A 15352-nucleotide genomic window follows, 5' to 3' on the forward strand; every position below is an offset into this window, starting at 1 on the left:
GCGAAGAGTATTCCATAGAAACAGAGTAAGGGAGCAGTGAGTATCAGATTCCATGCTGAACTGGCAGCGCTGATCCCGCTCTTTTACAGGACAAGATCAACGATGAGGAGATGTGTCTGCTCCAGATTCACAGGGCATACTGCGGGTGTCTGCTGCGGGTGTTCGAACAAGAGCAACGATCTCAAGCCACGAGGATGACAGGCGGATTAGCTGACGGAATTTCGGCTGCCGGGGAGCGATCCGCAGGCTCTGTCATCTGGTGACAGGCCGATACGCCCAGCGCAATGCCTTCTACCCCTTCGTTGGATCTCTAGCCATGTGATGGGCACGTCTCATCAGCTAACGAAGCATCTCGTTCAACGGCGGTAACTCAGCCTCGGGAAGCTGAATCCCTAGTATTTTCGCAATCGTGGGCGCCACCCGCAAATTCGAGATTGCATCCATTTTGACGCCGGGGCGAATAGCAGCTCCCGAGGCCACAAATAAAGCTTGCATGTCTGAGTTTGAATTCAGGTAACCGTGCGCTCCTTTCGGTGGATGCGTCGTTATTAGCTCCCCGTCTACGTTGTCGCCGAATGCGAAATCCGGCTTGGCTGTCAGGTACAGCTGAGGTGCCTGATCCGTATCTCTTTCGGAAGGCATGCCAATCGAGCGCGCTTCTTCGTTCGTGTAGGCATGTTGGATACCTTCGACTCTCTCAAAATATGACTTGAGCTTCGGAACGAGTGCTGCGCGTTGCTTTTCATTACGAATGAACAACTCCGCCGCGCCACCTTCGGCCTTGACCCAGACGTCTCCGAAGTATGCGCTGTTGCTCTTGCGCAGCAGTCCCATCTTTACGAGGGCTGCGTTCGGGCTGATCGTGTGCGTGTACGTCGAGAAACCATGATCGGACAGGACAAAGAAGGTGGTGCGATCGAGCGCTCCCGTCTCACGTACGGCATCCACTACTCGTTCCAGGCAGTGATCGGCATACGCGTACGCAGCGTATGCAGCTGGCGTCAGGGGCGCGTATGCGTGCTGAATGGAATCAGTCTCCAGCAGATGAAGAAGAAGCAGATCTGGCGTGTGGTGCTCGATCATATCCACGGCCGCGTCCGTCCATACCTGATCGCGCCAGGCGGGACTGCTCTTTTCGCCAAACTCCAAGACCTCTTCGCGAGTCACCATCCCACTCGTGATCAGTTCGCGCGCGATCGGGCTATCCGCATTCGGCTTCTCACCAAACTGCCAGTTGACGCCTTTCGCGCCATAGATGGCTACCCAGTCCACCTGCCCTGTGGTCAAACCCTTAGCAGCGGCAGCTTCATAGAGTGTCTCTGCGTGGACCAGCTTTGACTTATCCGTCCAGGGTTCAATCGTCGGCTGACCTTGATCGTCCGGAAATGTAATCAGACCATTGGCGACTACGTGGTGCTTGCTGGCATCCACTCCTGTAATCAAGGTCGTGTGATTCGGCCAGGTCACGGTGGGATTGATCGGCTGCATGCCGCTTGCCACCGTACCTTTCGCAATTAGAGCCCGCAGCGTCGGCATGGGGAGGCGCGGGTCGAGAAGAGCTCGTGCAGGAAAACCATCCAACGTGATCACAATGACGACGGACTTCTGCGCGTCAGGCTTTGACACTTTCTGAGACATGCTTGCAGCGCTGGTGACCAAAGCTAAAGCGAAAAGACACAATCCTTTTTTCAACACTGCTCATTTCTGCGGCTCACCCTCATGCAACCTCCTGCCGCGATGGATATTTGATGGAGGAATTGAGGAGCCACCTCTTGGCAGCTCCTCGCCAAGATGCAGTTTTAGAAGAGGAGCTTCAATCCGAACTGGACCTGCCTGGGTGTGTTGGCCTGGGAAGTGATCTGCCCGAAAGCCGTATCCGTTACACCCGTGTCCGGATTGCCGAACTGCACATGGTTGAACACATTGAACGTCTCTGCACGGAACTGCACCTTGAGTCTCCAGACCGGACTGAACTCTTTGAATAGCGAGAGGTCTGTACTGTCCAAACCGGGACCACGAAGGTTGTCATAATAAGCCGGACCATTGCCCAGCGTGAAGGGTGCGGGCTGGCTGAAGACTGCCGTGTTGAAGTACTTCTTCAGCCTTTGATGGATATCACCGTGCAGGGTGGCGTTCTGACCTGTGGTGTTCGCGAAGAGAGTTTGGAAGTCGAAGTTGGAAAGCGTATTGCTCGCAGATATCTGCAGAGGCGTTCCTCCCTGCACGGTTGTGATGCCGTTGACCTGCCATCCTCCCAGTACAGCGTCTTCGGCCCTGGAGATATGGCTACCGAACATGCGTCCTCGTCCAAAAGGAAGATTGTAGATATAGCTCACAATGAAGCGCTGGTGGATGTCATACGAGGCGACAGCGTAATCCTTCAGCGGATCGAAGCTGTCTTGGTGGTTGGTTCCGTTGTCATAGATCTTTCCGAGCACATAGGAAGCCTGCACCTGTAACCCTGCGGCAAAGCGCTTGTTGAGGCGAAGCTGCAACGCGTCGTATTGATTGTCGCCGCCTGAAAGAAACAGTGGGAGCATGCTTGTGTATTGCGGATAACGAGTAAGCAGTTGCGCACGAGTCGTTTGCGGTCCCGTGAGAGCGGCTCCGTTGGTAATCGCACCGTAGAAGGGGTTTGCGACGGACGCTTGAAGTTGTGACCCCAGCGCGAGATCAGCAACCGGCAGCTGATCAAAGTCGATGCCACCTTCCCTACTCTGTTGTTGTTTGCGACCACGATCTCCGACATAGGCGACATCGACAGTCGTGTCGTACGGAAGAGCCTGCTGGATATCGAGGTTGTATTGGATGACATACGGTGTCGGCGTGTTCTGCAATACGCCTTCGATCTGTCCGCCAATACCGGTCAAGAGACCATTCGCGGCTCCCGGTGGCGGTTGGAAGCCCTGAGGAATCGGATTATCCAACAAGGTGCCGTTGGGGGTGATGCCGTTATTATTCGTCGTGCTAACCCAGTTGGTCTGTACGCGGAAGCCGTAGGGTCCTACCGTTCCAGCCGCTGCCTGCGCTGAAGGACCGTACACGATCGCTCCGCCACCATGGATGACCGTGTTCTTGATGGGCTCATAGGAGAATCCGACACGCGGGGCGAGGTTGTTTGCATCCATGTGGTACTGATGACGGCTGTTGCCATTCACACCGACAAAGACCAGCCCCCTTGAAGACCGGGAACGTAGCTTGCCAGGGGCGATGCAATTGTTGGATTGAAATAATTCATCCGGTTGAAGCGATCAGTGCGTGGCGTGTCAATGTCATACCGAAGACCGAGATTCAACGTCAGCTTTGGGTTCACGCGCCAGTCGTCCTGACCGTACCCTGCAAGGTAGTAGCTCTGCGAGGCGTCATCCTTATACTCCTGGATCACGTCGCCCGTGCCGATGCCAAGCAGAAACGTTGCGAGTCCGTTACCTGATGTTGAATTGGCAATATTGGGAAGCTGAGTAAAATTCGTTCCAAAGCTGAAGTTGCCCGCACTGTCCGCGCTCTCATGATCGTTCACGCGAATCAACCGGCCATCAAATCCCACTTTGACCGAATGGGGGCCATGTACCCACGTGAGAGAGGAGACAAGGCTGTAGGTCATGAAGGCATTGTGGCGATTGCCATTATTTCCGAGTCCCGTATAGCCCGCCGGCGACAACACCGGGAATAGCGGAGTGCTGGTTGCCGCGTCAATATTCGAAGGCAGACCCAGCGTTGAGTCCTGAAACCCAAGGCTGTTGTTCAGATAGTTGTAGAGTGTGCGCGCAAAGCCGATGCGAGCGTCGTAGATCATGTTCGCCTTCGGAAAAGCCGTGTATCCAATCGTCACACCACGCGAGAAATCCTGACCATCGATCAGACCTTCTGCGACGGCGTCTGCTGCCGGCCAAAGAGCTTCGGGATAGGACTCATAGAATCGATTCGAGTAACGAGCGAAAACTTTCTGCCTCTCGCTAATCGTGTGATCGACGCGAACGTCCCACGCTGTCGTCTGTGTTGGCTCGCCTCCATTCGCAAAATAGTTATTGGTCGCTCCTGCACCCGGCACGTTTGGTAATGGGTAGTACGAGATCGCCTTCAGAGCAACAGCATTCAGTGGGATATTGATCTTTCCACCTGCAAAGAGGGAGCGGGTGTAGCCGCTGGTGCATGGGTTCTGTCCCGCGACAATGCAGGTAGTGGTGAACGGGTTATATATCTGTATGGGTTGGCCGTTGGGTGCCAGGGTCTGAGAAAAGTCACCAGTGCGTTGCAGGGCTGTCGGCACCGTGGAATACCCTTCATTCTCCTGATTGGCGCGCAGCAACTCCGTCGAAACCATGAAGAAGGTTTTGTTCTTATAAATGGGTCCGCTCAACTCGCCACCGTATTGGTTGCGATGGAAGAGCGGTAATGGAACCTTGTTAAGGTTGGAGAAATAGCTGTTTGAATCCAAAGCCGAGTTGCGGATGAACTCAAAAAGCGAACCATGAAACTGGTTTGCTCCAGACTTGAAGACGACATTAATGATGCCGTCAAGAGACCGGCCATATTCTGCAGGATAGTTCTGCTCAAATACATGAAACTCGCCGATCGCGTCGATGGAAGGAAAGACGCCGATACCCGCATTCCCATTGACCGTAGGAAAACCTGCCGGCGTTCCATCGACGATGGTGTCGTGGTAACCCTGGCGCCCACCGCTGAGCGAAAAACTATTTGAGTTGTAGTCATCACCGACCGAGCCGGAGAAACCCGGGATTAGTTCCAGTAGTGCAAACGGATTACGAGCATTGAGCGGCAGGTCACGAAGGGACTGGCCGTTGACCTCATCGCTGATGACCGAAGTCACTGTATCCAGTCCCGAGACGTCCGCATTGACGCTGATTGTTTGAGAGACCTGGCCTAGCGCAAGACTGACATCCTGGGTTGCATGCTGGTTCAGTTCAAGCCGGATACCGGTCTGGTCATAGCCCCGAAAGCCTGATGCCTCGATGTGAAGTGAATAGGTTCCGGGTGCAAGGTTCAGAAGCGAATACTCACCTTTGCCGTTGGCCTGCTGGGTGGTTCGCGCGTTAGTGCCTACATCCGTAGCAGAGACAGTCGCCCCCGGCACCATGGCGCCAGCGCTGTCTCTAACGATACCGACGAGGCTTGCGCCCGTCTCCTGTCCAAAGCTTGCATGAGCGAATATCGCTACGAAGAGCACGCTCAGAATTCGTAGTCGAACTGAATCGAGGTATTTCATATTTGTAGCCTCCACTAGCCAAAAGCGATCAGCGAATCGAAAAACTCGTGCCTGAAGTCATCTCCAGACGCCATCGCGAACGTAGTCGATGTGTCGAAGTAAAGTTCAGTGATTTCTCCGAGATTTACTGTCGTTGCAAGCTTCCTGCAGAAAAGAAACAGTACTCGCCGATCCGAGAGCTCAAGGTTTTGGGGGGTGAAGCGGAGGTGATTTACAGATCTGTAACCGCAGCTCCGTTACAGTGAAGCAACAAGGCGACAGGCAATGAATACGGGGTTCCCATCAGAGGCGCTCGAACAGAAAGAAAACATGAGCGCATTGTGGGCGAGCGACCCACGCTATCAGCTAGCGCAGCGGATCCTTGCAACCCCTGATTTCGTTCGCTCGCCGCAACTCGCCAAATTCCTTCTCTATATCTGCACCATCGCTTTTGAAGAAAATAGGCAACCACTCACTGAGCAACATATCGGGGTGACGGTCTTCGGACGAGAACCCGGTTACGACTCCGCGGCAGACACAATCGTTCGCTCTCACGCGCTTCGTCTAAGGCGTCGCCTTGAACAGTACTTTCAGAAAGCGGGTCGGCACGAAGTCCTGCACCTCACCATTCCAAAGGGTAGCTACACTCCTCTGTTTGTTCCGGCACCGCCTTCGAACAGTCCCGATGCGCAATCATCAGAACGAGGCCTCACGGAAACGGAGTTTCAAAGAGGCGATCTCGAAGCCGTGCCGCTAACCCCATCCATCTCTGACCAGCCAGTGGCGGAAGCTCTCCGCCCAACTGCTTCCATCGCTCCATGGGTCGGGGTGCCGAACGGAAGCAGAAAAAGCCTCTCGCTCGTTTGGCGATATAGAGTAATCACTGGTTTCCTCGTTGCATTTTCGTTTGTGGTGACTATTGTCTTTGCTCTCCACCTAAGAACACACCTGCGACAGAGCCGGCGGCATATCCTTTGGGGCAGACTCTTCAATGAAGATCAGCCGACGCAGATTGTTCTTGGCGATTCGGGGTTGGTCCTCTTCCATGCGGTCACGAAGCAATATGTAAGCCTGCACGACTACTTGAGCAACGACTACAGCAAGCAGATGCCCTACGTTCAGCACACCGATCCTGAATTTGCTGACTTCCTTCGGCATCGCAGATACACGTCGATGGTGGACGCACTGACACTGGCGCATCTCGTTCGTCTACCTGAAGCGGCCCCGGAGCGCACGCTAGTGCACTATGCGCGCGACATGCACATCGAGGATTTTAGTAGTGATAATTTGATCTTGATTGGAGCGGAGGAAGCTGTTCCGTGGGTCGAGCTCTTTGAGAATCACATGAACTTTGTCTTTAGCATCGATCATCCAGACCGGCATTCGTCGTTTATCAATCGCCGTCCTTTACCTGGAGAACTCGGAGAATACAGTCCAGACTCTGACGGGAAGAAAGGGAAAGCTTACGGCGTCATCGCGTTCCTACCAAACCTCGGTACATCAGGCAATGTACTCATCCTCGAAGGCCTCTCCATGGTAGGTACCGAAGCAACCACCGATCTGGCGATGGATGATAAGAGGCTGCTTCCTTTACTCAACAGCATGCGAAGAAAGGATGGATCGTTACCTCACTTCGAGATGCTGTTGGAGAGTGACTCTCTCGGCGATGGCCCCGGACCTGCACGCGTGGTCGCGATCCATCTGCACGACTGAAAGTCGGTTCGCCTAATTCCTGCCATAAATTTCCAGAAAGGCATCCACAGCGGATTCGGCTACAGCTTCCATCTGGCTTCGCATCGCGATCGCCGCCTGCCCGAGGGCCCGAGCTGATGTAGCCCGGGCCCCTTTTTTCTAGAGCGGACAGCCTTAGAACTCGACACGGACGGAGACCTGTCCGGTGCGAGCTCCACCGAAGTCCGAGCCTCGCGCTGAAGTAATGACCCCGAAGTTGGGGTTTGAGATATCCAGCTGCGGATCGGCGAGGTTGGTGTGGTTTAGAACGTTGGTAAAGGTGCCCTCGGCCCGCAGCTTGACGCCCGCAGTAATCGCAAAGCTCTTGCTCAGGCCCGCCGAGAGGTTGACAGTGCCGGGACCGACGATGTCGCCCACCTGGGCGTTGCCGAAGCGACCGATAGGGGCCGGTGCGGTGTCGGACTTGCCATCGGCAAACTTCTGCGTGGTGCCAGGCGCTGCACCCGTGATGCAGGGGTTGCCGGGCTCCCAGTTCGGATCGCCTGGGCAGACGAAGGAAGCTTTGTTGATCCAGTTCGCGCGGCCCTGATTAGCAGGTTTGGCCGCCCCTACCCGGTCCACATGCTGAGCTCGGCCTGGGTAGGTTCCGCCCTGGAAGTTCGAGCTCAAGCCTGAGCCGGTACCGGAGGGATCGCCTTGTCCACCGCTGAAGTAGGGCGTGAGGAACGGGCCCGTCTGCAGCAGGAAGATGCTACTGACCTGCCAGCCGCCGAGCAGCGCGTCTTCAAAGCGGTTGATATTGTTGCCGAAATCCCGGCCCCGACCATATGGAAGTTGATAGACCACCGTTGTGTTCCAACGATGACGGCGTGTGCCATAAACCTGTCCGAAGTCGATGGCTCGATTGGACGCCCAGGAGGCGCGAGCGCCGCCGGTCTCGCCGGAGAAACTACCGCTGTTCGGGCCCTGGTTATCGGCGAGATTCTTGGCCAGGGTGTAAGTGGAATCGAAGGTGAGACCGCGTGAGGCGTGATGACTCACATTGATCTGCACGGACTGATAGTTGGCATTTGCACCAGTAGAGCGAGAGTTGACGATACCCCAGTTCGGGAAGGGGCGAGCGCTCAGCGGCTGGTTGTAGGCCGAGGTCGTCTTCGACTCACTGGTGAGGTCGTTGTAGTTCGGAGCCCACTCCAGATCGTTCGACTCCATCCCGATGTACGAGATCCGAGTGCCGTAGCCGCCGGCAAACTCGTGGTCAATGGAGAGCGTGGCCTGCTCCGAGTAAGGGTCCTTCCAGTGGATGTCGTTGGCTGTGCCGAAGTAGGCTGTGCCGAGTGTTGCGGTGTTGGAGCTGGTACCCGAACCGGCAAAGATCTGTGGCCAGCTGTAGGCAGGACCCTTTGCTGTCTCGCTGTTTGCATAGATCGTTGTACCGGACTGGAGAGTGCCTGTCAGCGAGTAGAAGCTGCCACCAAGGCTAGAGATGCTGTACATGGCGAAGCCGCCACGAATGGCTGTGCGCGCATCGTTGAACGGACGGTAAGCGAAACCGAATCGCGGCATGAAGCGCTTTGTCTCGGTTGTGCGCAGGCTGGAGGAGAGACCGGCCTGCGTATTATCGAGCACCGGCGTGCAAGGCGCGCCATTCGCCGAAGCGCCCGTGGTCGTGCCGATCGCGCAGGCGTTGAACGAGGCAAGATAGCCCGCGTTCAGGTTCTGCTCGCCGCCATCGGGGTAGATCACTTGGGCGGAAAGGGGCACCGCGGGATTGAAGTTGCCGATGTTGCGGCCGCTATCGTGGTAGCCGGGCTGCAAATCGTAGCGAAGTCCGAAGGTGAGTGTGAGGCGCTGTGAGGCCTTCCACTGATCCTGGGCATAGAAGGAATAGTGCATATCCACGCCGTCGTTGTCTGACGTGACGACGTCGTACGCGGTGGCCTGTGGAACACCGGCGAGAAAGTCGCCGAACTCCTGGCCGGTGAAGGTCTGTGCCTGTGCATAGTTGAAGGTGCCATAGTTGTCAGCGCCGTAGAAGCCGAGCGGCGTGAGCGCCTCAAGATGGCGGACATCGGCACCGAACTTCATGGTGTGGGCACCCTTCGCCCAGGTGAGAGAGTCGGCGTATTGAAAGAGGCGAGACTTCGTCGTCGAAGCAAGCCGGTCGGCATTCAAGCTGCTGAGTGTCTTGAAGTCGAGTTCGGAGATGCCGTTGAAGAACAGGTTCTGCAATCCTTGAAGACCTGTGCTGGCGGCAAAGGAAGAACCGTTGAAGCCGTTGGAGGTGCCGGTTGTGTCCAGCGTGAAGCCGAAGCGAAACTCGTTCACCAGATTCTGCGTGAAAGAGTAGTTCGCCGCCGCGACGAAGACGCGATCCTGGCCAATGGACGAACCGGAGGGAACATTAAGCGGCTCGGGATTAATCTGATTGATGTTCTTCCAGGTATAGCGGGCGAAGACGAGCGCCTTCTGGCCAATGTACTGATCTCCGCGCACGTCGAACTGATTCGAGTTGTATGTGTTCGCTTTGCTGACGATGTAGTTGTAAGGCGTCGTCGCCGGGTTGTAGACGGTCGGGTCTCCGATGTTTGGGTCCGGGAAGAACTGCAGGAAAGGCTTTGCGGCGGCGTTGACGGGGATCGTGTCATTCGCATACGGAGCGCCAGTGAAGGGATTGACTACCGTTGCAACATTGGTGAAGATTCCCTGCTTCATCAGCGTGCTGGGAACGAGCGCCTGCTGTGTGATGGTGCTGGGGAGACGAAAGCCTTCATACGTGGCAAAGAAGAAGCTCTTGTCGTGGCCGTTGTAGAAGTGGGGGATCACGACGGGGCCACCGATCGTGCCGCCAAAATCATTGCCTCGAATGTGTGGCTTAATAGATCCGAACGGAGTGGCGTCCAAGGCAGAGTTCTGGTCGTAGAGGAAAGCGGACCCGTGGAGCTTGTTGGTGCCACTCTTGCTAATGAAGGTGACCTCACCCGGCTGACCGTACTCAGCGTTGTTGAGCACACCATCCACGCGAACCTGCGAGATCGATTCTCCCGACGGAAAGGCGTTTGCCAGGGGCGAGTTGCCGGTGGTGCTCTGTGCGCTCACGCCGTCCACCGTGGTATCCGACTGCGAAGGCAAACCACCCTGCACGGAGAACTGCACGCCTGTGCCATTGGACGATCCGGTATCGGCCTGAACGCCCGGCAGCGTCTGGATGAGGTTTAGCGGACTTGTGCCGCTGATGGAAGCGCGATAGTTCGCAGGCAGGTTTTCGACATCGACAGCGGAAAGTGTCGCGTCGATGGAGGCTGTCTCCGTGTTGATCGCGCCAGCGGAAACTGCACTGACCTCTACCTGCTGTGCGACTGCGCCTACATGCAGTGTCGCGTTGGCGCGCAGCTGCTGACGCGCCGCAAGGGTAAGATTTTTCTCGTTCTCGCCGTCGAAACCAGCAGCAGCGATGCTCACCGAGTAATGGCCTTCAGAGAGGTTGAGTACCTCGTAATTTCCGGACTTGTCCGTCTTCACCGTACGCGATACACCCTCGTCCGCATTCGTGACCGTGACAATCGCGTTAGGAACCGCCGCGCCGCTCGCATCAAGCACTGTTCCCAGGATCGTCCCCTGGGTCGACTGCGCGAGGAGAGCTCCAGGCAGGCAGGAAAGTAGGACGACGGCTGTGAGACGCAGCAGGTGGCCTTTGCGGCCTTGAATGAACATAGTTTGACCTTCTGAGCTTTGTTTTGATGTTGCCAGAACCTTCCGTAACCGAATGAGAAACTCAACTGGAGACGAATGTTCGTAGCGATCTTGAGAAGAGTGTGCGGGGATGTCTTTGCTAGACAGTAAATTTCTGCCGGTCGCGTGACGACAATCGGACAAAGCCATCGAAAATTAACAAAGCTGCGACATCATGGAACCATGCCAGATGCAAGCTCTTCGAGAATCAACAACGTGAAAAGAGGTTTAGCTGTAATGAGGTGGATGTCCGCTGCGATCCTGTGCTGGAGTTGTGCTCTTTTGTCTCCTGCTTCTGCTCAAACCCGGCAGGAGGCGGCCGCTGCCGACCCTGCGAAGGAACACGTGATCTGGGTCATGAGTGATGGCCTGCGCTGGCAGGAGGTTTTTCGCGGGGCAGACCCATCGCTCCTGATTCCAGCCAACAACGATGGTCAGCCCATAGATTCCTATGCGAAGCGGTTTGTCCGCGCGACTCTGGACGAGAGCCGTAAGGCACTTATGCCGTTCCTCTGGAGCGTGATGGTGCCACAGGGCGAGATCTACGGGAACCGCGATAAGGGTTCGGACGCGTATGTGACCAACGGGCTGAACTTTTCATATCCCGGCTATAACGAAACCTTGACCGGCCATGCGGATCCACGTATCAGCAGTAACGACAACATTCCCAATCCAAATGTCACAGTGATGGAATGGCTCGATCGCGGATGGAAGAAGAATGAACCCGGGGCGCACAACCTGACCGCGGGTTTCGGCGCATGGGAGGTGATAGGCGGTGCACTGAATGCGCAACGGTGCGGCTTCACGGTGAACGTCAGCTACGATCCTCTGACGTCGATTCCCATGACGCCGAAGCTGGACCTCCTGAATCGCTGGAAGCTCGAGAGCCCGCGCATCTGGCCGGATGAGGCATTCGACGCTCCCACGTTTTACACGGCGATGGAGTATTTGAAGACCCAGAAGCCACGCCTGCTCTACATCTCATTGGGTGAGACCGATGACTGGGCACACGGGAACCGCTACGGCTTCTACCTGGAATCGGCAAACCGTGTCGATAGCTATCTCAAGCAGCTTTGGGATTTCGTTCAGTCCGATCCGGAGTATCGCGGGCATACGACGATTTTCTTCCTGCCGGACCATGGTCGCGGATCTGCACCTACCGGCTGGCAAAGTCACGGCAAGGACCTGCCGGAGTCGAAGTATATTTTTCTGGGAGCAATGGGAGCAGGCGTGCCTGCTCGCGGCGAACTGGGTGCAGGAACGCCGGCTATGCGGCAGAATCAGGTAGCCGCTACCGTTGCGAAGCTCTTTGGACGCGACTGGGTGAAGGAGACGCCGGAGGCTGGCAAGCCTCTGCCGGAGATACGTTGAGTGCATTGACGATTTGTCACCACTTTAGGAACCCTGAGAGGAGCCGATGATCTCCGTCGTCGATGGATTTGCCCCACTCGTCTCCTCTTGCTTTGCCACATTGGTAGAGTCAGCCTCCAGCCTTCACACTCCTGGCGCCGCCTTGAAGAAGTTGGAATCATGACCAACGTCTCTTACTAGACACTTCGGCAAATCAGGGCAGCGGAAGTTTTCCGAAGAACAGTTCGATCTGGCCTGTATAGTCCCCGTGGCCTTGGGCCGGTTGTCCCGATGGGCCCATTGTCAGCGGTCCGACGAATTTGGTGCCGATGGCGGGAATGGCGTGCAGGAACGAGAGTCCGCTGGGCGGGAACGGTACGTAGGCCTGCCCGACCAGAGCTGGCGGTGGGGTCTTCGGAGTCAGGATCTGCACATAGATCGGAGAGTCCTGTCGCTGTTCGATCCGAGCCGTGATTGCGCCTTGGGTCGTATCGAGCTGGAGCCAGCGGATACCGGCGTAAAACCCCTTGAAAGTGGGATAGTCGAAGTGCTCTCCCGGCTTGAGGTCGTCGGGATTTCCGACCATGGTGTTGTTATAACGCCGGTTCCAGACGTCGAGCGTGTCGCCCGCCAGTCGATCTTGATACACCGGCGAAGGACCCTGACCAAGGAAGCGCATGCCTGTCACCTCAGCCTCTGGATAGTCGAATCCAATGCCGAAATATTCCTGCGCACCGTGGATGACATAGGTGTACTGGATCGACAGCCAACCGTTGGGCTTCAACCGGTAGGTCAGCGACTCCATGGGGCCGTCGAAGGCCGCGTGGATCAACAGATCGTTTCCTTCAGTTTGATGGGTGAGTGACGTAAGTCTGGAAGCCGCAGTCATCACGGGTGGTGGTGCTGGCGGCGGAGTCTGCGGAGCTTGGGGAGTAGGCCTCCGCACCGGAGCGGGCCTCGGCCCCATAGATAGAACACGAGGTCCATTGGCAAGAGGAAAGGACATCCCATGCCGAGAAGCAGAGAGCAACAGGCCGGTCGTCTTGCTAAACGCAAGAGACAGATCGCCCGCGCTTGCTGTAAGCGTATCGCCGCTCTCGGTCACGGTGGGTGTTACTCCGCCGGCCGCCTGATCCATGCGGTCGAGCCGCTTATCAAGGCCAGCGATTGGCCATACGTACGTCTGAATCACCCGACCGGTCGAGTCCTTGATGATCAGCCGTGTAGCGTCGGGCATCCTCTTTCCGCTGCCGCTTGAGGTTAGTGTTGGCGGTCCCCAATCGTCCCAACTGGCCGATTCCCCCGGAGCCAGCGAACGGCCGTGGTCTGTCCGCGATGAAAGCACCACCGATCCCGAATCTGCGTCGCTGGGTTGGTAAAACGCGATTGTCTGCCACTCATAGGTGCAGCTATCGGCGTTGAGGAAGCTGTAACGGTTGCTGACGATGTAGGAATGCGAGCTGGCCGTCGGCGGCGTCACGATAATGGGCGACCAGATCTGTTTCACAGTGTAGAAGCTGCCTTCCCGCTCACGATACGGGCCAACGACACCGTCAGGAGCGTTGTTGCCCGCTGAGTCGAGAATGCCGCCCTTGTCGACGCGCTTTACATCTTCATCCACAAACGACCAGATGATGCCGCCGGCACCCGCCTTGCTTTTGAGAATGGCGTCCCAGTAGTCCTGCAACCCGGCACCGACGCCGCCATCATAGAGGCCATGCAGCATCTCGGTAGGGAAAAAGACGGCCGGCTCGGAGAGCTTTTGCTGCAGCAATTCAAAAGTGGGATAGTGCTTGGTATCGGCGATGCCTGGAGGATAAGCCGCCCATGGATGCAGGACGGTCCGCTTCTCAGGGTCGTACTTTGCGTATTCGCCGTCCAGATCGAAGTTGAATCCACCTTCGTTGCCGTTGTCCCAGAACAAAATCGATGGGTGGTTGACGTCGTGCTCCACCATCTCTTTCACGAGTTTTTTGCCGACCTCGGTGTCGTAATGGGCCTGCCAGCCGGTGAGTTCGTCGAAGACATACAGTCCAAGCTCATCGCAGGCATCGAGGAAGTGCTGGTCCGGCGGATAGTGGCTGGAACGCACTGCGTTCGCGTTCATCTCCTTCATCACATTGATATCGTCCCGCGAGAGCTGTGGAGACAGGGTTCGGCCGGAGTCTGGCCAGAACGAATGGCGCGCAAACCCTTTCAGAAAGATGCGATTGCCATTCACAAAGAGACCTTCGCCAGGACGAAGTTCAATGCTTCGGAATCCGAATTTCTGGTGAACGGTGTGAACCACGGAGTCGCCTACCTTGAGCCGCACTTCGAGTACATATAGATTCGGCGTCTCTGCGGTCCAGAGTCGGGGATGCGCTATCTTGCCCGCCAGGTGGGCTTCCTGGTTGAGGTCAACGTCCTTGAGAGTGATTACCGGATATCCAGCAGGCTTACCGTTCGCTTCGAGCACGCGCATCTCGACGGAAGCACGCGGGCTGCTCCCGGCTGCCGCCATGTGCCGGTCAGCAAGCTTCACATCCACATCAAGCGCGCCGCTTGCAGTCGCGTCGATGGCTACATGATCGATAAAGGTTTGCGGCACCGCATCCAGATACACCGGACGAAAGATGCCGCCGTAGTTCCAGAAATCGCCTCGCCGCTCCGCATGATTGACGGATTCATTGCTGGATTCATCGTCCACATCAACCTGAATTTCGTTGGGCTGACCGGCGGGCTTCAACATGGAAGTGATGTCGTATCGGAAGGCATAGTAACCGCCCTGATGTGCCGGTCCAGCCGACTGACCATTGATGGTCACCTTGGTATCCGTCATCACACCTTCAAAGTGGATGAAGACAGTCTCGTCGCGCCACGTTGCAGGCGTCGTGAAGGAACGTTTGTAGGTGCAGTGGACGCGAGGCCATCCCTCCGGATGAGCTACCCTCCCGTAGGTGTAAACCCCGAACCCCTGAAGCTCCCAATTGGAGGGAACGCCGATCGTCGACCACTTGTTGGCGTTCTGACCGTTGTCACACTTGATCTGCCATGAAACTGGATCATCCTTGCCAAGGCCTGAAAGATATTGGGTTTTGGTTTCAACAGCCTCTGCCGATGAAGCAAGAAGCAGGAGCAACCAGCAAGCACCGCAAGTCAACCGATTCATCGCAACATCCCCAATAGCCGAAATCTCGGACACCGAATCATGACATCTGCTGACTACGTTGCCAAGTAAGGCGCGATGGAGTGATGTGCCATCAGAAGTGCCTCAATGACTAGCACTACTTCACTTCGCGCCCTTCAAAATATGGCAACGATATCGTCCCGGACTTGAGAGTATTCGGCATCGGGCTTGTTCTCTTTCCAATCTGACATTTACATCTTGGC

The 15352-nt window shown here is 56.3% G+C and carries 7 protein-coding genes; 2 read left to right on the forward strand and 5 right to left on the reverse strand.

Annotated elements, in window-relative coordinates; genetic code table 11:
- Nucleotides 1-339: 339 nt before the first annotated feature.
- From OHL14_RS07920 to OHL14_RS07930, 3 genes are all read right to left on the reverse strand, one after another.
- Nucleotides 340-1638 (reverse strand): alkaline phosphatase family protein, encoded by a 1299-nt coding sequence (locus tag OHL14_RS07920; RefSeq protein WP_263378799.1) that lies wholly within the window; start codon nucleotides 1636-1638, stop codon nucleotides 340-342.
- Between the two features lie 161 nt (nucleotides 1639-1799).
- Nucleotides 1800-3158 (reverse strand): hypothetical protein, encoded by a 1359-nt coding sequence (locus OHL14_RS07925; RefSeq protein WP_263378800.1) that lies wholly within the window; start codon nucleotides 3156-3158, stop codon nucleotides 1800-1802.
- Nucleotides 3155-5227, reverse strand: coding sequence for a TonB-dependent receptor (locus tag OHL14_RS07930; RefSeq protein WP_263378801.1), 2073 nt, complete (start codon nucleotides 5225-5227; stop codon nucleotides 3155-3157). The genes OHL14_RS07925 and OHL14_RS07930 overlap by 4 nt, the downstream gene beginning before the upstream one ends.
- 264 nt (nucleotides 5228-5491) lie before the next feature.
- Here OHL14_RS07930 and OHL14_RS07935 point away from each other — a divergent pair, with 264 nt between their 5' ends.
- Entirely contained in the window at nucleotides 5492-6919 is a 1428-nt protein-coding gene (locus OHL14_RS07935) for a hypothetical protein (protein WP_263378802.1), read from the forward strand.
- 153 nt (nucleotides 6920-7072) lie between these two features.
- Here OHL14_RS07935 and OHL14_RS07940 read toward each other — a convergent pair whose 3' ends face one another.
- The gene (locus OHL14_RS07940) at nucleotides 7073-10612 is read right to left on the reverse strand and encodes a TonB-dependent receptor (RefSeq protein WP_263378803.1); all 3540 of its coding nucleotides are present in this window, start codon (nucleotides 10610-10612) and stop codon (nucleotides 7073-7075) included.
- Nucleotides 10613-10912: 300 nt separating this feature from the next.
- Here OHL14_RS07940 and OHL14_RS07945 point away from each other — a divergent pair, with 300 nt between their 5' ends.
- Nucleotides 10913-12001 (forward strand): hypothetical protein, encoded by a 1089-nt coding sequence (locus OHL14_RS07945; protein WP_263378804.1) that lies wholly within the window; start codon nucleotides 10913-10915, stop codon nucleotides 11999-12001.
- A 193-nt stretch (nucleotides 12002-12194) separates the two neighbouring features.
- Here OHL14_RS07945 and OHL14_RS07950 read toward each other — a convergent pair whose 3' ends face one another.
- Nucleotides 12195-15101: a glycoside hydrolase family 2 protein gene (locus OHL14_RS07950; RefSeq protein ID WP_263378805.1), complete on the reverse strand. Its 2907-nt coding sequence runs from the start codon at nucleotides 15099-15101 to the stop codon at nucleotides 12195-12197.
- Nucleotides 15102-15352 lie beyond the last annotated feature (251 nt).

It is taken from the genome of Granulicella paludicola, from assembly GCF_025685545.1.
In the GTDB taxonomy this organism is placed as follows: domain Bacteria; phylum Acidobacteriota; class Terriglobia; order Terriglobales; family Acidobacteriaceae; genus Granulicella; species Granulicella paludicola.

Excerpts from the sequence above, each read along its gene's own strand:
- OHL14_RS07930 (WP_263378801.1), bottom strand. The coding sequence starts at position 5,227 with ATGAAATACCTCGATTCAGTTCGACTACGAATTCTGAGCGTGCTCTTC.
- OHL14_RS07935 (WP_263378802.1), top strand. The coding sequence starts at position 5,492 with ATGAATACGGGGTTCCCATCAGAGGCGCTCGAACAGAAAGAAAACATG.
- OHL14_RS07940 (WP_263378803.1), bottom strand. The coding sequence starts at position 10,612 with ATGTTCATTCAAGGCCGCAAAGGCCACCTGCTGCGTCTCACAGCCGTC.
- OHL14_RS07920 (WP_263378799.1), bottom strand. The coding sequence starts at position 1,638 with ATGTCTCAGAAAGTGTCAAAGCCTGACGCGCAGAAGTCCGTCGTCATT.